This window comes from Streptomyces diastaticus subsp. diastaticus (assembly GCF_011170125.1).
In the GTDB taxonomy this organism is placed as follows: domain Bacteria; phylum Actinomycetota; class Actinomycetes; order Streptomycetales; family Streptomycetaceae; genus Streptomyces; species Streptomyces diastaticus.
In genome coordinates, this window is sequence record NZ_BLLN01000002.1 from 943,738 (window position 1) to 963,026 (window position 19,289).

17 protein-coding genes are annotated in these 19,289 nt (G+C 74.4%); 12 read left to right on the top strand and 5 right to left on the bottom strand.

All coding sequences use genetic code 11. The features are described from left to right. Positions 1–57: 57 nt before the first annotated feature. Positions 58–576 (top strand): pyridoxamine 5'-phosphate oxidase family protein, encoded by a 519-nt coding sequence (locus Sdia_RS05910; RefSeq protein WP_100455285.1) that lies wholly within the window; start codon positions 58–60, stop codon positions 574–576. Positions 577–926: 350 nt separating this feature from the next. After that, positions 927–1,481: a GNAT family N-acetyltransferase gene (locus Sdia_RS05915; protein WP_189501076.1), complete on the top strand. Its 555-nt coding sequence runs from the start codon at positions 927–929 to the stop codon at positions 1,479–1,481. 17 nt (positions 1,482–1,498) lie between these two features. Here the strand turns inward: Sdia_RS05915 and Sdia_RS05920 are convergent, their stop codons facing one another. Next, on the bottom strand, positions 1,499–2,257 hold the full coding sequence (locus Sdia_RS05920; RefSeq protein WP_100455287.1) for an aminoglycoside adenylyltransferase family protein: 759 nt from the start codon (positions 2,255–2,257) through the stop codon (positions 1,499–1,501). Between the two features lie 261 nt (positions 2,258–2,518). Here Sdia_RS05920 and Sdia_RS05925 point away from each other — a divergent pair, with 261 nt between their 5' ends. Further along, a complete protein-coding gene (locus tag Sdia_RS05925; RefSeq protein ID WP_100455288.1) occupies positions 2,519–3,169 on the top strand; it encodes a putative DNA-mimic protein in 651 nt (216 codons plus the stop codon). A 52-nt stretch (positions 3,170–3,221) separates the two neighbouring features. Here Sdia_RS05925 and Sdia_RS05930 read toward each other — a convergent pair whose 3' ends face one another. Beyond that, entirely contained in the window at positions 3,222–3,968 is a 747-nt protein-coding gene (locus tag Sdia_RS05930; RefSeq protein WP_100455289.1) for an SLATT domain-containing protein, read from the bottom strand. A gap of 413 nt (positions 3,969–4,381) precedes the next feature. Here Sdia_RS05930 and Sdia_RS05935 point away from each other — a divergent pair, with 413 nt between their 5' ends. The 9 genes from Sdia_RS05935 (at position 4,382) to Sdia_RS05975 (ending at position 13,898) form a co-directional block, all read left to right on the top strand. After that, positions 4,382–4,723, top strand: coding sequence for a YbaB/EbfC family nucleoid-associated protein (locus Sdia_RS05935; protein ID WP_100455290.1), 342 nt, complete (start codon positions 4,382–4,384; stop codon positions 4,721–4,723). A 212-nt stretch (positions 4,724–4,935) separates the two neighbouring features. Further along, entirely contained in the window at positions 4,936–5,535 is a 600-nt protein-coding gene (recR, locus tag Sdia_RS05940; protein WP_100455291.1) for a recombination mediator RecR, read from the top strand. Beyond that, the gene (locus tag Sdia_RS05945; protein ID WP_100455292.1) at positions 5,528–6,187 is read left to right on the top strand and encodes a DUF5063 domain-containing protein; all 660 of its coding nucleotides are present in this window, start codon (positions 5,528–5,530) and stop codon (positions 6,185–6,187) included. Before recR ends, Sdia_RS05945 begins: the two co-directional genes overlap by 8 nt. Before the next feature lie 163 nt (positions 6,188–6,350). Further along, positions 6,351–6,587, top strand: a complete 237-nt coding sequence (locus tag Sdia_RS05950; RefSeq protein ID WP_100455293.1) for a hypothetical protein — start codon at positions 6,351–6,353, stop codon at positions 6,585–6,587. A 280-nt stretch (positions 6,588–6,867) separates the two neighbouring features. Further along, complete coding sequence (locus Sdia_RS05955) at positions 6,868–8,157, top strand: hypothetical protein (protein ID WP_100455294.1); 1,290 nt, start codon at positions 6,868–6,870, stop codon at positions 8,155–8,157. A 477-nt stretch (positions 8,158–8,634) separates the two neighbouring features. Next, the gene (locus Sdia_RS05960) at positions 8,635–9,906 is read left to right on the top strand and encodes an aspartate kinase (RefSeq protein ID WP_100455295.1); all 1,272 of its coding nucleotides are present in this window, start codon (positions 8,635–8,637) and stop codon (positions 9,904–9,906) included. Further along, a complete protein-coding gene (locus Sdia_RS05965; protein WP_100455296.1) occupies positions 9,903–10,994 on the top strand; it encodes an aspartate-semialdehyde dehydrogenase in 1,092 nt (363 codons plus the stop codon). Before Sdia_RS05960 ends, Sdia_RS05965 begins: the two co-directional genes overlap by 4 nt. A 652-nt stretch (positions 10,995–11,646) precedes the next feature. After that, on the top strand, positions 11,647–12,240 hold the full coding sequence (locus Sdia_RS05970; RefSeq protein WP_100455297.1) for a SigE family RNA polymerase sigma factor: 594 nt from the start codon (positions 11,647–11,649) through the stop codon (positions 12,238–12,240). Between the two features lie 119 nt (positions 12,241–12,359). Then, positions 12,360–13,898 carry a hypothetical protein gene (locus Sdia_RS05975; protein ID WP_189501063.1) on the top strand — a complete coding sequence of 513 codons (1,539 nt, stop codon included), beginning with the start codon at positions 12,360–12,362 and terminating at the stop codon, positions 13,896–13,898. 94 nt (positions 13,899–13,992) lie between these two features. Here the strand turns inward: Sdia_RS05975 and Sdia_RS05980 are convergent, their stop codons facing one another. The 3 genes from Sdia_RS05980 to Sdia_RS05990 all read right to left on the bottom strand — a co-directional run bounded on the left by Sdia_RS05980 (position 13,993) and on the right by Sdia_RS05990 (position 19,216). Beyond that, positions 13,993–14,856: an SURF1 family protein gene (locus tag Sdia_RS05980; protein ID WP_100455299.1), complete on the bottom strand. Its 864-nt coding sequence runs from the start codon at positions 14,854–14,856 to the stop codon at positions 13,993–13,995. A gap of 73 nt (positions 14,857–14,929) precedes the next feature. After that, positions 14,930–16,726 (bottom strand): S9 family peptidase, encoded by a 1,797-nt coding sequence (locus Sdia_RS05985; RefSeq protein WP_185393761.1) that lies wholly within the window; start codon positions 16,724–16,726, stop codon positions 14,930–14,932. 651 nt (positions 16,727–17,377) lie between these two features. Next, positions 17,378–19,216 (bottom strand): serine/threonine-protein kinase, encoded by a 1,839-nt coding sequence (locus Sdia_RS05990; protein WP_100455301.1) that lies wholly within the window; start codon positions 19,214–19,216, stop codon positions 17,378–17,380. Positions 19,217–19,289: the final 73 nt, after the last annotated feature.

Below are 19,289 nucleotides of genomic sequence, written 5' to 3' on the forward strand. Positions count from 1 at the left end.
ACCGCTGATTCCTCAAGGGCGACAGAGGATGTCGGGTTTACGGCCGACGGTGGACGTATGCGCGAAACCCCAGAAGAACTCACCAGGCTCCAGTCCCTCCTCGGCTCCTCCCTCTCCGGCTCGACCGCACATCTCCGCTCGATCGTCGAGGGCCGCACCATCACGGCGGCGCAGCTCACCGGGGTCCTCACCGGCATGTGCACGCTCGCCGTCTCCACGGTGACCGCGAAGGGCGAACCGCGGATCAGCGGCGCCGACGGGCACTTCCTGCACGGCCGGTGGCACTTCGGCACGGCGCGCGACGCCGCCAAGGCCCGCCATCTCGCGGCCCGTCCGGCCGTCAGCGTCGCGCACATGCGCGGAGAGGACCTCGGGGTGTTCACCCACGGCACGGTGGAGGAGCTGAACCCCGAGGGCGCCGGGACCACGGCCGACTGGCAGGAACTCCTCGCCCACCTGAAGGACTTCTACGGCGACGACGCCTTCGACTGGGACCGCGAGGTCGTCTACTACCGGCTGGACCCGCACTGGATGACCGTCTACGCCCCCGACCTGGACAAGCTCACCGGCACGTGAGGCCGGGCCCGTCGACGAGGGCCCGCACCCGCGCGTACGCGGGTGCGGGCCGGCCGGCGGCGCGCCGTCGCGTACCGCCGGCGCCGTGGCGACGGCCTCGCCCGGTGCCCGCCGGTGCAGCAGCGAACCGAGGCAGCCCCGCCTCCCCCGGCCCTCGACTCCGCTTCGCCGCGTTCGAGCAGGGGGCCGCTCGGCGTCCTGCCGGTCCGGGGGCACGGGAACGGCGAGGTGGCGAGGAGCGGCCGGTCGCCGGGCTCCGGTGCCCCGGTCCGGAAATGCCGGTGCCCCGCGCCCGCCGCCGTGAGAGCATCCCCGCACACCTCACCCGCCCCGGCGACCGGAAGGCCCTCATGTTCATCCACCCCTTGGGCCCCGAGGGCGCCGAACTGCGCCCGCTGGAGCCGTGGCAGGCGGACGAGTTCCTGGCGCACATGGACCGCGCGCGGGAGTACGCCGGGAAGCGCAACGGCCTGCCGGACGTCGTCCGGGACCGGGGCGGGAGCCGCGCCTTCCTCCAGACGTACGCGGACCGGCAGGCGGCCGACAGCGGGCGGCTCTACGGGATATGGCAGGACGGCACGCTGGTCGGCGGTGTCCTCTTCCGGACCTTCGACCCGGCCCAGGGGGTCGCCGAGGCGGGCTGCTGGCTGGAGCCCTCGGCGGTCGGGCGGGGGCTCGTGACGCGGGCCTGCCGCACGATCATCGACTGGGCGTTCACGCGGCGCGGGATGCGGCGCGTGGAATGGCACGTGGCCACGGACAACGCGCCGAGCATCGCCGTCGCCCGCCGCCTCGGCATGACCCGTGAGGGCGTCATGCGCTCCGCCTTCGTCCACCGCGGCCGGCGCCTCGACATGGAGCTGTGGGCCGTCCTGTCGGAGGAGTGGGGCGGACCCGGCGAGTGACCGGCGCCCACCCCGGTTCAGCCCTCCGGCGGCGCCAGCTCCCGCACCTCGCCCGCCAGATGAGCGGCACAGTCCGCCACGCGCCCGGGCCCGACCCGCCCCCAGTCCTCGGCCGCCTCCCCGAGGTACACCTCCCGCGCGTGCGCCAGCGCGGGCCGGTGTTCCCCGGGCAGGCGGTCGAGCGCCCAGGCGGCCGCCGCGTCCTTCGGCAGCAGTGCCCCGGTGGCGAGCGTGACCCAGACGCGGGCCAGCGTGAGCAGGACGTTGCGGGTGTCGGCGGCGAGGTCGGCGAGCAGCTCCGGCACCCCGGCGGTGACGGCCCGCGCCAGATCGGCGGGCGGCACCTCGGGCAGCACCTCGTCCGGCGGCGGCCCGGCCAGCGCCCGCCCGTCCGCCACCACCATGCTGATCAGCGGCGCGAGATCCGGGTCGGTGCGCGGCGCCGGGACCTCTCCGCGCTCGTAGGCGTCCCGCAGCCACTCGCCGTACTGGTACTCCTGGCGCGGTGGGTACCGCCACGGCACCACCTCGCCGAGCACCACCACCGTCAGTTCCACCGGCCGCCCCGGCGCGCCGGAGATCCCCCGCAGTCCGTCGGTGAGCCCGCGCCGCTGCCCTTCCGTGAGCGGCCGCCGGACCACCACGAACACGTCGAGGTCGCTGTACGGACCGAGCCCGCCGGCCGTGGCCGAGCCGTAGAGGTACATCCCGGCCAGCTCCCGCCCGTGCACCACCTCCCGGACGAGCACCGCGACCTCCTCGACCTGCTCCGCCATACCCGCTCTCCCGCCCGACGTCTTCCACCGACCTGCCCGGGCCCCCGGCCCGCGCCCGGATCCTCGCACGGCGACCGGCGGGCCGAGCCGTCCTCCCCGACTCGCGACCGCCTGCGCGCGGAGCGGACCCGTACGTCCGGGCGCGGACGGCCCGGTTACGCCGTACCCTTCCCGCACGGCCCGTAGCGGCAGCACCCACGAGCCCGTCCGACCCCACTACGCTGCCCGTGGTGATCCCAACGGCGACCGAGGAGAGTTCTGTTGGCCTGTGACCTGTGGCTGGTCCCCCTTGTCGATGTGCTGTGCCACGCCCCCGACAACCCGTTCGCCGAGGAACTCGCCCTCTACGACTCCGCGCTGGGCGCCGCCGGACTGCCCGCCGTGCCGGTCCACTCCTACATGCCCGGCCTCTCCGGCGACGTCGCCCCCGCGGCCGGGTTCGACTACGAGGCCCTGCACTTCCTGCGCCGCGCCTACCTGCTCCAGGTCTGCGGCCTGGAGGTCACCCCGGTCGACGAACTGGGCGGGGACTACGAGCAGTTGCTGGAGATGTTCGAGGCGACCGCGCAGCGCTCCCACCTGGTCTGGCACTACGACCACGCGGGCGCCTACGTCCCCGTCGACTTCCCCGAACCGCTGGCCAACGACGAACTGCTCGCCGGCGGCGGACCGCTCGGCTCCTCGCACGGCCTGCTGCGCGACCTGGAGTACGTCGCCCCGTCCATCGGCATCGACCCCGCCAACCCGCCGGCCGCGCCCGCGCCGCCGCACGGCCCCACCGAACTGGAGGAGCCCGCCGCCCCCGCCCCGCTCGACGACAGCCCGTTCGCCCGCGAACGCCACGTCTGGCTCGGCCTGCACACGGCGGTCACCAAGAGCCTGGGGCAGGGTTCGATGATCGTCTTCAGCTGAGCCGGCCGGCGCCCGGCCCGGCGCACCGAAGGCGCCGCCCCGGCCGCCGGTCTCAGCGCGCGTCCGGCGGCCGTTGGCGCGGCATGTTCGGGCGGGTGCCCGGCAGCAGGGCCGGGCGGGCACCCTGGCTGGGCAGGTCCGCCCTGGCCGGGAGGCCGCCCGAGGCGCGGGTGGCGAGCGGGGCCGGGCCGGTGCGGAACTCCACCATCCAGTCCGCCGTCTCGGTCCTGACCAGGTCGTTCAGGTCGTCCGAGAAGCGGCGCAGGACGCCCAGGCACCGGTCGGCGGCCTCGGCCGCCGTGCCGTCGGTGGGGCCCAGCACCTCCCGCACGCACTCCGAGGCCCAGTCGAACTGGAGTACCTGCAACCGCTGTTGCACCGCCTGTGCGGTCGCCATGTCCCGCATCCACCCCGAGGTCAGCCCGAGGTACCGGTCGAGGGCGACGCAGGCGGCCGCCACCAGCACCGCCAGGCAGGCCCACGGCGAGGCGCCCGGCAGGGCCCCGGTCAGGTCGAGGAGGGGCAGCGCGGCGCCGGTCACCGTGCCGAGCGCCGTCCCGGCGCGCAGCAGGCGGGCGCCGCGGCGCTTGCGGGCGCGGTCGGCGAGGTACCAGTCGGCGGTGGACAGGGCCGACTCCTCGACCCACTCGTACAGCTCGGTGAGGCGGTCGGCCGGCTGGCCCCAGTCGCCCAGCGGGAAGGGGCGCCCGGCGAGGTCGGCGGGGTGTCGCGGACGGCGCCGTTCCCGGGGGCGGGCGTCGTCGGCCGGGCCCTCGGGCTGCTCTTCGGGCTGGCTCACCAGGCACTCCCTCTCGGCGTCGCTGTGCGGGGCCGTCGTCGGCGGACCGTGCGCGCGGCGGCGGGGCGTGGCGGACGGCCGTACGGGATGGTACTGAGCCGCGGGCACGATGCGTGCGCGTACGCGTGCTTTCCGTGAACACCCGTGGGGGCGGGCGATCCCCGGGCAGGGCGGAAGGTTCCTTCCTACCGCGTGGCGAGCCGCCGCCGTACCGGCGCGGGGGCGGGAAATGGGCCCTGATCAGGTAGGGCGCGGGTGGGGGTGGTCACCCGAAAGAGTGCCTCAGCGGGGCCCCGGCCGAGCACGTACGCTCAAGACAGGCGGGAAATGTCCCGGGCCCGGCCCGGGCGCCGACTCCCGCCACGACCCCGTCCCCTACCTCTGACCCAGACCTCAGAACACAGGAGCTGATCGTGATCCCCGGTGGTGGCCAGCCCAACATGCAGCAGCTGCTCCAGCAGGCCCAGAAGATGCAGCAGGACCTCGCGGTGGCCCAGGAGGAACTGGCCCGCACCGAGGTCGACGGTTCGGCGGGCGGCGGCCTCGTCAAGGCGACGGTGAACGGTTCCGGCGAACTCCGCGGCCTGGTCATCGACCCGAAGGCCGTGGACCCGGAGGACACCGAGACCCTCGCCGACCTGGTGGTCGCGGCGGTCCAGGCGGCCAACGAGAACGCCCAGCAGCTCCAGCAGGAGAAGCTCGGCCCGCTGGCGCAGGGCCTGGGCGGGGGCGGCATCCCCGGGCTCCCGTTCTGACCCCCGGTGCGGAAGGGGGCGCGGGCCGAGTCCGTCGCGTCCCGTTCCGTCCCGCCTGATCCCCGTACGACCCCGGCGCGTTCACCCGTGGTGAATCCGCCTCCGTAATCCGCCGCACGCCTTATGGGCGGGCGCCCCGGCGGCTACGGTACGAAGCGACGGCCCGGCCCCGGTGAGGGTCCGGCGCCGCGGAGCACGAAGGAAGGCGTTCCGTGTACGAAGGCGTGGTCCAGGAACTGATCGACGAGCTGGGCAGGCTGCCCGGCGTCGGTCCCAAGAGCGCGCAGCGGATCGCTTTCCACATCCTCCAGGCGGAGCCGGCCGACGTGCGGCGCCTCGCGCACGCCCTGCTGGAAGTGAAGGACAAGGTCCGCTTCTGCTCGGTCTGCGGGAACGTCGCGCAGCAGGAGCAGTGCGGCATCTGCCGCGACCAGCGCCGGGACGTGGCGGTGATCTGCGTGGTCGAGGAGCCGAAGGACGTCGTGGCGATCGAGCGGACCCGGGAGTTCCGGGGCCGCTACCACGTGCTCGGCGGGGCGATCAGCCCCATCGAGGGCGTCGGCCCGGACGACCTGCGCATCCGCGAACTCCTCGCCCGTCTCGCCGACGGCACCGTCACCGAGTTGATCCTCGCCACCGATCCCAACCTGGAGGGCGAGGCCACGGCGACGTACCTCGCGCGGATGATCAAGCCCATGGGTCTGAAGGTCACCCGCCTCGCCAGCGGGCTGCCGGTGGGCGGAGACCTGGAATACGCGGACGAGGTCACTCTGGGCCGCGCCTTCGAAGGGAGACGACTCCTCGATGTCTGACGCCACGCTCCACTCCACGACGCAGGACCCCGACGACTTCGCCGTGCAGATCGCCGACCAGGTCGAGTCGTTCCTGGTCGCCGTCACCGAGATCGCCAAGGGCGACGAGCCGGACAGCGCCGTCCCCTTCCTGCTGCTGCAACTCTCCCAACTGCTGCTGGCCGGCGGCCGCCTCGGCGCCCATGCCGACTTCCTCCCCGAGGAGCGGTACGAGCCCGACCTCGGCCCGGAGCCCGATGTGGACGAGCTGCGCGAGCGGTACGCCGCCCTGCTGGCCCCCGTCGACGTCTACTCCGAGGTCTTCGACCCCTACGAGCCGCGTACCGCGCCGGTCCCGGCCCGCATCTCCGACGGCCTCGCCGACATCGTCGCCGACCTGCGCCACGGCATGGCCCACTACCGCGAGGGCCGCACCGCCGAGGCCCTGTGGTGGTGGCAGTTCTCCTACTTCTCCAACTGGGGCACCACCGCCTCCGCCGCCCTGCGCGCCCTCCAGTCCCTGGTGGTCCACGTCCGCCTCAACCAGCCCCTCCCGGCGCTCGACGGCCTCGACACCGACCAGGACCTCGCCGACGAGTCCCTCGACGAGGAGGCCGGCCGCGTCATGGCCGAGGAGATCGCCGGCCCCCTGGGTCTCCGCCCGGTGCGCTGACCCGCTCCCCGGGCGGGGAGCCGCGCGGCCGGGACCGACAACGGGCCGCTCCCGCAGGCGACCGGCAGTCACCCGCGCGCCCGGGCAGGCGGGTTGATTCCGGCATAGGCTCCTGTGCGCCGGTGGCGCACACCCGGTGCCCGCCAGGCCACCGAGGAGCCGTATGCCCGCCCCCACCGGTTTCACCTGGACCTCCCGAGCCGACGGCACCGTCGTCATCACGCACCGGGGCCGCAAGGCCGCCACCCTGCGCGCGGAGCGCGCCGCCAAGTTCACCGAGGAGGTGGAGGCGGGCGACCCGCAGGAAGTCATGGCCCGCTGGACCGGCGCGTACAAGTTCGGGAACGAGCGGACGGCGCGGGAGCACCCTCGGAACCGGGGGCGTCGCGGGCGAGGGTGAGCCCCGGGCTCCGGGCTGCGGGTTCCGGGCCCCGGGCTTCGGGCTCCGAGCCTCGGGCTCTCCTCCCCACCCGGCTGGTACCGGGCGGTTCCGGGGATGGGTAACCCCCCTCCCGGCCGCCCTCGACCCCACGTGACACCAGGGAAGATGACTTTCGGTGACCGGCTTGCGCCCGAGGGTGAGAAGCCTCTAGGTTCGCGATGAGCAAACGACCCCGGGCGGCGCGCCAACGCCGACTCCGGGGTCTGACCATCACGAAGCCTGCTAAGGAAACCTTCGAATGGCTACCGCGCAGTTTAGTGCTGCCTTCCTTCCCGCGTCCCACCCCCGCGCCTCCGAGGGGTACGGAAAGCGCTTCCCGGGCGGACAACCCCCCACGGACGAAGCCGACTTCACCGGCCTGCCGGCCCGCGAGGCGGCCATCGCCGCCTACATCGACCGGCTCCCCGAGGGAGCGGCGATCGGCTACAAGGCGCTCGCCGCCGCCTTGCCCGCCTACGGGCAGCAGGCGTGCGCGACCGCCCTGCGCGGCATCAGCGCCGCCGGACATCTGCGCACGATCCGGGAGCACCTGACGCTCCGGGACCGGTCGATGCGCTGGGTGACGCGCACGTACTGGTCACGGCAGCCGTACGACGACGCCTGGTGGGGGGAGTTCGCCCGGCGGATCAGGGGGGTCGACGTCACGGGGCTGCGCAAGCAGGGACTGGCCCGGGTCGCCCCGGCCGAGGCGGCCCCCGACGTGCCTGCCGACCCGGCGGTCGGGAGCGTGCCGGGGGCGCACGAGGCAGAGCCGGCCCGGTCCGCGCCTCCCGCGCCTCCCGCGCCGGAGCCCACCGCGCCCGCCGCGGACGCCGCCTCCGCCGCTGTCGCCACCCCCGCCTCCGCTGCCGCGCCGCCACGCCGCGGTTCCGCCCCTGCGCCGGAGGGCTCCGCGCGTCCGGTCTGGCTCGCCGAACCGGACGAGGCGCGCCCCCGGCCGCGACCCGAGAACCGCGTTGCGGACCGGCCCGCCGCCGGGAGCACCCCCGGGTACCGGGCGCTCGCCCGGCTCGCCCGCACCGAGCCCCGGCTCACGCTCTCCGCCGCCGAGTGCGGCGCCCTCGCCCCGCTCGCCGACCAGTGGTTCGAGCGCGGCGTACGCCTCGACCACTTCACGCTCGCCCTGACCTCCGGGCTTCCACAAGGTCCCATCCACAGCCCCGCCGCGTTCGTGCGCTCCCGGTTGGAGAAGAAGATGCCCCCGCTGCCCGCCGACACCGCTCCCGGCCCGGACGGCCAGGCCGGTGCCCAGCCTGGCCGCGTCACCCGCGTGATCATGGTCTGCACCACCTGCGACCAGGACGAGACCACCGTCCAGCTCGTGGGCGGCCTCTGCCCCGACTGTCGCGCCCTGGGCGACGACGTGCCGTGGCCGGACTGGGACGACGAGTACCGGGACCTCGGCCTCCCCGCCCCGCGACCGCCGCGCGCCGACGGCTCCGAGGTTCTTCTCGGGCAGCTCGCCGCCGGGCTGCTGCGCCGCGACGTACCCGCCACGTTCCTGCCCGGACCCCGGGACGCGCGGTGACGGAGCCTTCCGGCCGGGGCGTACCGGCCTGTCGCGGGCGGCGGGGGCGTGTCCGCTGGAAGCGGCCGGCCGTCGCGGAGGTCATGGCGCCCACGGCCGCCGTCGCCGACAGCCCCGCGCACCCCGTCCGACGGGTCGTCTTCCGGCCGGGCATCGCCGAGGGGGACGGGGGTAGGAGCGGGCCAGGTCGGTGGCCGCACGGGTGCGGCGCGCGGGAGCGGGGCGGAACCGGACGACCCGTCCCCCGGGGCCTAAACCTTTTGTGGTCACCCCCACAACCGGGAGTGATCGGTGAGGCCCTGGGAAGGGGACGGGCTGAGCAGCCGTGGGGCGCCCCGGGGGTGATCACTGTCCGAGCGGGACATCTCGGGATGTGATACCAGCAGGGTGTTTTCGGCCAGCTCGGTAAAATGAGCCGACCGCGGCGGAGCCGATCGCTCCGAGGCGCGGACCGAACTGATTGACCGAGGAGCGCACGTGGGCCTTGTCGTGCAGAAGTACGGCGGCTCCTCCGTAGCCGATGCCGAGGGCATCAAGCGTGTCGCCAAGAGGATCGTCGATGCCAAGAGGAGCGGCCACCAAGTGGTCGTCGTGGTGTCGGCGATGGGTGACACGACGGATGAGCTGATCGATCTGGCCGGGGAGGTGTCCCCCATTCCGTCGGGCCGTGAGTTCGACATGCTGCTGACGGCGGGGGAGCGGATCTCCATGGCCTTGCTGGCGATGGCGATCAAAAACCTGGGTCACGAGGCCCAGTCCTTCACGGGCAGCCAGGCCGGTGTCATCACCGACTCGGCCCACAACAAAGCGCGCATCATCGATGTCACGCCGGGCCGCATCCGGACCTCGGTCGACGAGGGCAACATCGCCATCGTCGCGGGTTTCCAGGGCGTCTCGCAGGACAAGAAGGACATCACCACCCTCGGTCGCGGCGGTTCGGACACGACCGCCGTGGCGCTGGCGGCGGCGCTGGACGCCGACGTCTGCGAGATCTACACCGACGTCGACGGCGTCTTCACCGCCGACCCCCGGGTCGTCAAGAAGGCCCGCAAGATCGACTGGATCTCCTTCGAGGACATGCTGGAGCTGGCCGCGTCCGGCTCCAAGGTGCTGCTCCACCGCTGTGTGGAGTACGCCCGCCGCTACAACATCCCGATCCACGTGCGTTCCTCCTTCTCGGGGCTGCGCGGCACATGGGTCAGCAACGAACCGCAAGGGGACCAGAAGATGGAGCAGGCCATCATCTCGGGTGTCGCCCACGACACCTCCGAGGCCAAGGTCACGGTCGTCGGTGTGCCCGACAAGCCGGGCGAGGCCGCGGCGATCTTCCGCACGATCGCGGACGCCGAGGTCAACATCGACATGGTCGTGCAGAACGTGTCGGCCGCCTCCACGGGCCTGACCGACATCTCCTTCACGCTCCCGAAGGCCGAGGGCCGCAAGGCCATCGACGCCCTGGAGCGCGCCAAGGGCTCCATCGGCTTCGACTCGCTGCGCTACGACGACCAGATCGGCAAGATCTCCCTCGTCGGCGCCGGCATGAAGACCAACCCGGGCGTCACCGCCGCCTTCTTCGAGGCGCTCTCCAACGCCTCGGTCAACATCGAGCTGATCTCGACCTCCGAGATCCGCATCTCGGTCGTCACCCGTGCCGACGTCGTCGACGACGCCGTCCGCGCCGTCCACACCGCCTTCGGTCTCGACTCCGACTCGGACGAGGCGGTCGTGTACGGAGGCACCGGGCGATGAAGCCCCGGCCGACTCTCGCGGTCGTCGGGGCGACCGGAGCCGTCGGCCAGGTCATGCTCCAGATCCTGTCGCAGCACGCCGACATCTGGGGCGAGATCCGTCTGATCGCCTCACCCCGCTCGGCCGGCCGCAAGCTGGCCGTGCGGGGTGAGGAGGTCGAGGTCCTCGCCCTCACCGAGGACGCCTTCGAGGGCGTCGACATCGCCATGTTCGACGTCCCCGACGAGGTGGCGGCCGACTGGGCGCCGGTCGCCGCCGCCAAGGGCGCGGTCGTCGTCGACAACTCCGCCGCCTTCCGGATGGACCCGGACGTGCCGCTGGTCGTCCCCGAGGTCAACCCGCACGCCGTCCGGTCGCGGCCGAAGTCGATCGTGGCCAGCCCCAACTGCACCACCCTGTCGATGATCGTCGCGGTGGGCGCCCTGCACGCCGAGTTCGGTCTGCGCGAGCTGATCGTCTCCTCCTACCAGGCCGCCAGCGGCGCCGGGCGCGACGGCGTCGACACGCTGCGCCGCCAGCTGACCGCCGTCACCGCCCCCGGGCCGCGCCCCGCCGTCGCGGAACCGGGCACCGGGCCGGGCGATGTGCGCCGGGCCGTCGGTGACGATCTGGGCCCCTTCCCCGGACCGCTCGCGCTCAACGTCGTGCCCTGGGTCGGCGAGCTGCGTGAGGACGGCTGGTCCTCCGAGGAGATGAAGGTCCGCGACGAGTCCCGCAAGATCCTGGGCCTCCCCGGCCTTCGCGTCGCCGTCACCTGTGTCCGCGTACCGGTGATCACCACGCACTCGCTCACCGTCCACGCCCGCTTCGAGCACGAGGTGACCGTCGAGCGGGCCCGCGAGATCATCGCGACCGCGCCCGGGGTGGTCCTCTTCGACGATCCGGCGGCCGGGGAGTTCCCGACCCCCGCCGACGTGGTCGGCACCGACCCGACCTGGGTGGGCCGGGTCCGGCGGACCCTGGACGACCCGGCAGCCCTCGAACTCTTCGTCTGCGGGGACAACCTCCGCAAGGGCGCCGCGCTCAACACCGCGCAGCTCGCGGAGATGGTGGCGAGCGAAGGGCGCGAGGAGCGCGAGGGCTGGTAGACCCCCGCCGGGGGCGCGTCCCGTGTCCGTACGGGACGGGTCAGCGGGTTCGCCCGGTATGCGGAGGGACCGCCACAGGGGTGCGCCAAGTCCCGGATAAGGGATTTCCCTGCTGTGAACGGGGTGTTCCGGGACCGAAAGGCGTATCGGCGTCCGATATCCGGACGGGACTTCGCCGGTGGGGAAAATTTCCTCCACTCGGGCGCCGAAGTCTGTGTAGGGGCTGTGTAAATTGAGTGCGCGATCAGGTGGTGGCCCCTTTGAGCTGCACCGACGCGGGCATGTCCCGTGGCCGGGCGGCCCACGGGGAAACGCTTCGCCGTGGCCCGCAACCGGGCGCGCGGCGTGTGGCGTCTTCAGTAACCGTTCTCGGTCCGGAAAGCCGGTGGGGGGAACTCCGGCCGACGGGCATTCCTTGGGCGGATTCGACCGCTGCCACCGGAATGTCGCGAAAACTGGGGCAAAGGGAAGATCGGTTACGCATGAGGGCATTCGACGCAACGCCGGAAACCATGCCTGCCGCGTACAACCCTGTCGGGGGGAAGCGTGTCCAACAGACGTGGCAGAGGTTCTGGACTTCACAGCGGTACAGGCGAGGGGTCTCCCCCTGCGCCCCACACGGCGTCCCCGGACGGCCGTCGGCTCCGGCGGTATGCCGGTGATCGCCCCCATGCCGGCGACCCGGCAGCCCGCCCGTGCTCCGGCCCCGCGTGACGGCGCCGAGGCCATGATGAGCGCGCCGACGACCACGGCGGGGACCACCGTCGACCACCTGACCGAGACCTACCGCGCCCACTACCGCTCGCTCCTCGGGCTCGCGGCGCTCCTCCTCGACGACACCGCCTCGTGCGAGGATGTCGTCCAGGAGGCGTTCATCCGGGTCCACTCGGCTCGCAAACGCGTCCGCGACCCCGAGAAGACCCTCGCCTACCTGCGGCAGACCGTCGTCAACCTCTCCCGGTCGGCGCTGCGCCGCCGCATCCTCGGCCTGAAGCTCCTCTCCAAGCCGATGCCCGACATGGCCAGCGCCGAGGAAGGCGCCTACGACCAGTTGGAGCGGGACGCCCTGATCAAGGCGATGCGCGGTCTCCAGCGCCGCCAGCGCGAAGTCCTGGTGCTGCGCTACTTCGCCGACATGACCGAGGCCCAGGCCGCCGAGACCCTCGGCATATCCGTCGGCTCGGTCAAGGCGTACGGCTCCCGTGGCATCGCGGCACTCCGCGTCGCGATGGGCAGCACGTCGTGAGCGCGGGCCGCCCCGAGCGGCGCGAGGGCGCCGGCCGGAGCCCTCACGGGCCGGGCCGGGCCGAGAGCCCCGACGGCGGGCACGAGCGGGATGAAGAGAAGCGGACTGGAAACGCAGCGGTGAACGAGCAGGGCGGCAAGAGAACCGAGCAGCCCGAGCAGGGCGCGGGCGAGGAGGCCCGCGAACCGGGCCCGTCGGCCCGGTCGGCGTCCGAGGCGGACGGCGGAGGGTCCGGGACCGACGGGCCGGACGACGACGGGCCGGTCAGTGACCGGTCTGGCGACGGCCGGTCTGGCGACGGCGGTGCGGACGAGGCTGCCGTGGATCGCGGGACCACCGCGGCCGACGTGCGTCCGGCTGAGGCGGTGACGCGGGCGAAGTCCGGCGAGGCGAAGGCCGACGGCGGTGCGACGGACCCCGCCGGGGCGGAGGCCGAGGCGGGCACCGGGGCCGGGACCGCCGGGCCCCGCGTGGCCGACGTGCCCCCCGCCGAGGCGGGTGCCGGGCGGGCGGAGCCCACCGCCTCGTTCGACGAGGACGACCTGCGGCGCCTGCTGAGCGGCGGGACCCCGCCGCTCGGGGCGCCCGCCGCCGGACGGCCGGGCGCGCTCGACCCCGAACTCGACGGCCCGGCCCCGCTGGAGGAGGACGACCTCCGCCGCATCCTGCACGGCGCCGCCGACGGGCTCGGCCCGGCCGACACCGACGCCACCCTGGAACACCTGCGGCGCGCGATCCCGGCCCGCCGGGCCCGTAAGCGCCAGGCGGTGGTGGGGATGGCGGCGGCGGCCCTGTTCGTGGGCACGGCCGTACCGGCGCTGGTGCACGTCACCAGTGCGCCGTCGTCCGACGCCCGCCCTTCGATCGCCGGGCACGGGGAGGACGTGCAGGGGGGCACCGGCGGTGAGGGCGAACGCGGGAGCGAGGACTCCGGCGCGGGCCCCGGCAAGGACGGCGCCGATGCCCCCGGCGCCGCGAAGGAGAAGGAGCGGTCGGAGGACGGCAGGACCACCGAGCCGGGCGAGGACCCGGGCGGCTCCCCGGCCCCCGACAGCGCCCGCGCCGCCGCCTCCCCGCTCTGTGACGCCACCCAGCTCGGTTCCGCCTCCACCACCACCGAGGGCCGCGGCTCGGACGGCTCCCTCTACGGCACCTTCCGCGTCACCAACGTCTCCGACCGCAACTGCACCGTCGCGGGCTCCGGCAGCGTCTCGGCGGTCGCCTCGGGCGCGGCCGACGTGACCAAGGTCAACGTCGTGCCGCACACGCCCGGCGACCCGGCCACCGGCCTGCCCTCACCCATCACGCTCGCCTCGCAGCTGGTCCTCGCGCCCGGCGCCGCGTACGAGGTGAAGTTCGCCTGGATTCCGTCCGAGAGCTGTCCGAACACGGGCAGCGGCGGCGGGGAAGGCGGCAACGGCGGCACCACGCCGACCGACCCGGCGCCGCCCGCCGAGGGGTCCAGCGGCGGCACCGACCAGGGCTCCACCGCGCCCGACGTCCAGCCGCAACTGATGCGCGCCGACGGCGGCAAGGCCGACGGCAGTGTCACGGTCACCCACACCGCCGACCCGGGCGCCCCCAGCACCGGCACCACCGTCCCGGACGCCTGCGCCGGCACGGTCTACCACACGGGCGCCCTCCCGGCCGGAGGCTGACCGGCCACGACGACCCCTCCCGTACGGACGACGACGCCCGCCCCCTCGGCACCGAGAGGGCGGGCGTCGTCGTACGGGAGCGGGAGGGCGCGGGCTACGGAGCCGGGGCGGGCTGCCGTCCCTCGGCACCGGCGTCCTCGGCCGTCCCGGCCCCGGCGGGCGGCTCGGCCGCCACCGGCTGGGGCGGCCCCTCCGGGGCGATGCCGAGGGCCTCGTCACGGGCGACCTCGGCGTCCCGGCGCAGCAGCCGGAACCACATGAAGACCACGAACCCGGCGAAGACGAACCACTCACCGGTGTAGCCGAGGTTCTGGAACGCCTTCAGGTCCAGGCCGCTGCCGGGGGTCGCGGCCGGGGGCACCGGGGTCAGCCCCGCGTTGCCCGGCTGGCCGTCGGTGAGGGTGACCCAGGCGTTCTCGACGCCGTACGGCACCAGGTTGACCAGTGAGGCGGCGCTGATGATGCCGACCTGGTCGGCGGGGAGGCCGCCGCTCTTGTACACGCCGGGCGAGCCGGAGTGCTCGGGTGCCTGGAGGACGCCGGACAGCGAGACCTCGCCCTCCGGCGGCGCGGGCGCCTCGTCCGGGTCGGCGGTGCCCGGCAGCCAGCCCCGGACGACCGGCAGCGCCGGCGAACCGTCGGACTGGCGGAGCAGGGTCAGCACGTAGTGCCCTTCCCGGTCACCCAGCTTGCGCGCCGGGACCAGGAACTGCTCCGCGTACGTGCCGGTGGCCTCGGCGACGCGGCCGGAGGTGAGCTTGTCGACGGGGAGCAGTTCGCCGACGGGCGCCGCGGGCTCCGTACTGACGACGGGCTTCTCCTCGGCCTCCTTGTGTGCCTGCGCCCGGTCCTCGAACCGGCCGAGCTGCCAGGACCCCATGAAGACGCAGAAGGGGATGGCCAGGACCACGAACAGGTTGATGCCCCACCAGCGCGGGGTCAGCAGGAACCGGTACACACCCCCCACGGTACGGGGCCGCGGCCCCGCGCCCGGCGCCGGGGCACGGCACGGGGCGCGGCGGCGCACCGGATCAGGCCGGCAGGTGACGGGCGGCGAAGTCCAGTTCCAGCCGCACCTGCTTGATCCGCTCCTCGACCACGAGCGAGCCGTGCCCGGCGTCGTACCGGTACACCTCGTGCGGGTGCTCGCGGGCCACCAGCCGGTCCACGTAGTTCTCGACCTGCTGGATCGGGCAGCGCGGGTCGTTGACCCCGGCCGAGATGTAGACGGGCGCCTTGACCTCGTCCACGTAGGTCAGCGGCGACGAGGCGGCGAACCGCTCCGGGACCTCCTCCGGGGTGCCCCCGAGAAGGGTGCGGTCCATCGCCTTCAGTCCCTCCATCTCGTCGTGGTAGGCCGTGACGTAGTCGGCGACCGGGACCGCCGCCAGGCCCAGCGCCCAGGCGTCCGGCTGCGTGCCGAGGCCCAGCAGGGTCAGGTAGCCGCCCCAGGAACCGCCGGCCAGCACCACCCGGCGCGGGTCGGCGAGGCCCGAGGCGACCGCCCACTCGCGGACCGCGCCGATGTCCTCCAGTTCGATCAGGCCGACCCGGTGCTTCAGCGCGTCGGTCCACTCGCGGCCGTAACCGGTCGAGCCCCGGTAGTTGACGCGGACCACCGCGTAGCCGTGGTCGACCCATGCCGCCGGGCCCGCCGCGAAGTCGTCACTGTCGTGCCAGGTCGGGCCGCCGTGGACCTCGAACACCGTCGGGAACGGGCCCTCGCCCCCGGGGCGCTGCACCAGCGCGTGCACCCGCCCGGCGGGGCCGTCCACCCACACGTCCTCGACCGGCACCGAACCGGGCGCCTTCATGCCCGGCGCGTCCAGCACGACCTCGCCCGTGGTCGAGCGGACCTGCGGCGGCACGGCGGCCGAGGACCACAGGTACTCCACGGTGCCGTCCGGGCGGGCGGTGGCGCCGGAGACCGTCCCGGCCGGGGTGTCGACCCGCGCCAGCGTCCCCGCGGCCAGGTCGTACCGCCACAGCTCGCTGCGGGCCTCGAAGCTGTGCGCGACGAGCAGGCCCGACCCGTCCGGGTACCACTCGGCCGACACGTCGCCGGGCAGGTCGATGGCCAGCTCCGTCTGGGAACCGTCCACGACGTCCCACACCATCGGCTCCCAGCGGCCGCGCCGCTGGTGGCCGATGAGCAGCCGGGTGTCGCCCTCGACCGGCGCGAACCCCATCACCGCCAGGCCCAGCTCCTCCTCACCGCCCCGGGTGTCGTCCAGCTCCGCCACGGTCTCCGGCGCCGGCGGCTCGCCGGGTCCGCCGCCCAGGCGCAGCACCCGCAGCGCCGAGTGCATGGCGTCGCCGTGCTCGGTGTGCTCGATGGCCAGCAGGGTCCCGTCGCGCGACAGGTCGCCGACGCCCGCCGACTCGCGGTGCCGGTAGACCAGGGCGGGCGCGCCGCCGTCCCGCACCAGGTGGATCGTCGACCCCTCCTCGTCGGTGGAGCGTCCGACGACGGCTGTGCCTCGCGCGTCCCGCCCGATCGCGAGCCCCGCCGGGTAGGAGGGCTCCAGCCCCGGCACCGCCGGGACGTCCTCGCCGCCCTCGAAGGACTGGCGCATCCACACGCCGAACTCGTCACCGTCGGTGTCGCTGAACCACCACACCGCCTCCCCGTCGGGTGTCAGCACGCCGTCGGTGGTGCCGTTGGGCCGGTCGGTCACCTGCCGCTGGGCACCGGTGGACCGGTCCCAGGTGTACAGCTCGTAGGTACCGGTCGCGTTCGAGACGAACAGCGCCCGGTCGGGGGCGTCCTCGGACCACTCGGGCAGGGAGACCCGCGGCGCCCGGAACCGCTTCTCCCAGTCAGGCATGGCATTCGTGTCACTCATGGCTCCCATGTAACCGGATGGGCGGGGGGCGGTGCAGGGAGTGCCCGTGCTCCCCCCTCGGCTCAAGCGGCGAGGCACCCCACCGCCTGGCCGGTGCCGGCGCCCCGGAGCAGCCCGGGGAGGGCGCCCACCCCGTGCGCGAACCTCTCGGTCACGGTCAGCGGGCGACGGTGCCGCGCCCTCGCGCGGGTGCGGCGTGGGGGACGCCCGTGTCCCGTCCCACGCCCCGGTGCCGGCCGGCCCGGCAGGCGGCCGCTCCTCCCCGCGGGCCGAAGAGGTCGCGCGGGGAGGAGCGGCAGGCGTTCCGGTGCGAGCGGCAACGCCGCTGCACACCGCCCCCTCGCCTTCGGCTCCCCGGGCCACGACCGCTCCCCGGCGGGGTGGCCGACGCCGTGTGAGGGCTGCGACGGCGGCACCGGCCGCTCCCCCTCCGTGGAGATCCGGGCCTTGAGCCGCCGCCTGTCCGTCACCTGGCGCCTCAGAGGCCCCCCGTCCCGCCGCAGGCCGGGTGCGGAGGGGGCGCGGCACGGGGAACCCCGGCGCGCGGACCGAACTCGGCACGGGCCCCCTACGCGGTCCTCCGGGCGCCGGGGGAGCGAAGCACGCCCGGGGCGGGCACGGCACGGCCGGGCGTCAGCTCCGCGGGTTCACGTCGATGACCTTGCCGTCGACATCGGCGGTGAGGAACCCGCCGCCGTACTCGTCGCTGAGATGGAGCCGCAGTACCGGCTGCTGGTCGTGGAAGACGGAGGCCGGGTCGACGATGACGTAACGGGTCTCGGGCTTCTCGACGCCGAGCCGCTTCTCGGCCTCCGTCATCAGACGGGACAGCGCGTCCCAGTCGAACCGGTCGAGGTCGACCACGGCGCTGTCCTCCCGCAGCACCCCGCCCGCGCCGTCCCGGGCGGCCTTCCCGTCGCGGTAGACGTACTTGTCGTAGAGCTTCGGGTCGCGTTCGAGCGGCGCTTCGGCGGAAGCGTGGTTCTGGTGCACGTCGAAGCCGGTGACCTCGGTCGTCCCCATCACCTTCGCCAGCTCGGAGATGATCCCCCGTACGGAATCCGGGGTGAGCAGGTCAGGTTCCTCCTCGGGCGTCTCCCGCGGCTCCGGGATGTCCCCCACCGGGTCCGCGGACGGGGTGGAAGGGGCGGAGCTGGGGGCGGCCGCCCGGTCGTCGCCGCCCTGGTCGCGGTCGCTGCCCGGGCCGAACAGGTAGAAGCCGCCGACCACCATCGCCGTGCTCAGGACGGACGAGACGGCCACCAGCATCCGCGCCCGTTGGGCGATCCGCCGGCCCTTCGCCCGGTCCTGCGCCGAGGGAGCGTCGAGCAGGTCGTCATCCACGGCGGACGGTGCGCCGGTCTTCGGCGCGCCCGACGCCGTCGGGTCCTGCGACGGCTCCGACGCCGGCTGCGCGGCCGAGGAGGTCGCGGACGTGGAGGTCGCCGAGGCTGTCGCAGGCGGGCCGTGGTCCGCCGGGGCGGCGTCCTCGGGCTCGACGCGCTGGGTCGGCGTGCGGACCAGGGCCGAACCGGACGGCGGGGGAGGGGCGGCGCCCAGCCGCCAGGTGTGCTCCGAGCCCCCTCCCCCCGCACCGGACGCCGTGCCGCCCCGCCCGGCCGGAGCCGGACCGGCGTCCACCGTCCCGGCACCGGCCTCCGCCCGAGCGAGCAGCGCGTCCAGCCTCTCCACGTCCGGCCGCGCGGCGGCGTCGCGGGTGAGCAGGGCCTCCAGTACGGGGAAGAGGGCGCCGGCGTGCCGGGGCTCGGGGATCGGACCGTCCAGTACGGCGGCCAGGGTGGCCAGGGTGGAGGCCCGCCTGAGCGGATGGTGGCCCTCCACGGCGACGTACAGCAGCATCCCCAGCGACCAGAGGTCCGAGGCCGGGTCGCCCTCGTCGCCCCGGAGGCGTTCGGGCGCGATGTAGTCGGGGGAGCCGACCAGTTCGCCGGTGGCCGTGAGGCTGGTCGACTCGCGCAGGGCGGCGATGCCGAAATCGGTGAGCACCGGGCGGCCGTCGGCGCGGAGCAGGACGTTGGCCGGCTTCACGTCCCGGTGGTGGATGCCCGCCGCGTGGGCCGCGCGCAGGGCCGCGAGGACACCGCGGCCGAGCCGCGCCGCCTCCGTCGGCGCCAGACTGCCCTCGGCCAGCCGGTCCTGGAGTGAGCCTCCGGTGACCAGCTCCATCACCAGCCAGGGATGGGCCACTTCCTCGGAGTCCACGATGTGGTGGATGGTCACCACGTTCGGATGGTCGATCCGGGCCAGTGACCGGGCCTCGCGCAGCACCCGCTCCCGCAACATCCGGGCCGCCGCGGGGTCGGACTCCAGCAGGGCCGGGTCCGGCGGGCGCACCTCCTTCAACGCCACTTCCCGGTGGAGAGCGAGGTCCCGCGCCCGCCAGACCAGCCCCATCCCGCCCCCGCCGAGCCGTGCGATCAGCTCGAACCGGCCGTCCACCACCCGCCCCATGGGCCCGCCCGCATTCATGCGGCTCAGCGTACGAGCCGGAACCGACACCGGCGGGTGCGATCGGCCAGTGAAA

Excerpts from the sequence above, each read along its gene's own strand:
- Sdia_RS05910 (WP_100455285.1), top strand. The coding sequence starts at position 58 with ATGCGCGAAACCCCAGAAGAACTCACCAGGCTCCAGTCCCTCCTCGGC.
- Sdia_RS05915 (WP_189501076.1), top strand. The coding sequence starts at position 927 with ATGTTCATCCACCCCTTGGGCCCCGAGGGCGCCGAACTGCGCCCGCTG.
- Sdia_RS05920 (WP_100455287.1), bottom strand. The coding sequence starts at position 2,257 with ATGGCGGAGCAGGTCGAGGAGGTCGCGGTGCTCGTCCGGGAGGTGGTG.
- Sdia_RS05945 (WP_100455292.1), top strand. The coding sequence starts at position 5,528 with ATGTCTGACGCCACGCTCCACTCCACGACGCAGGACCCCGACGACTTC.
- Sdia_RS05950 (WP_100455293.1), top strand. The coding sequence starts at position 6,351 with ATGCCCGCCCCCACCGGTTTCACCTGGACCTCCCGAGCCGACGGCACC.
- Sdia_RS05955 (WP_100455294.1), top strand. The coding sequence starts at position 6,868 with ATGGCTACCGCGCAGTTTAGTGCTGCCTTCCTTCCCGCGTCCCACCCC.
- Sdia_RS05965 (WP_100455296.1), top strand. The coding sequence starts at position 9,903 with ATGAAGCCCCGGCCGACTCTCGCGGTCGTCGGGGCGACCGGAGCCGTC.
- Sdia_RS05970 (WP_100455297.1), top strand. The coding sequence starts at position 11,647 with ATGCCGGTGATCGCCCCCATGCCGGCGACCCGGCAGCCCGCCCGTGCT.
- Sdia_RS05985 (WP_185393761.1), bottom strand. The coding sequence starts at position 16,726 with ATGCCTGACTGGGAGAAGCGGTTCCGGGCGCCGCGGGTCTCCCTGCCC.
- Sdia_RS05990 (WP_100455301.1), bottom strand. The coding sequence starts at position 19,216 with ATGGGGCGGGTGGTGGACGGCCGGTTCGAGCTGATCGCACGGCTCGGC.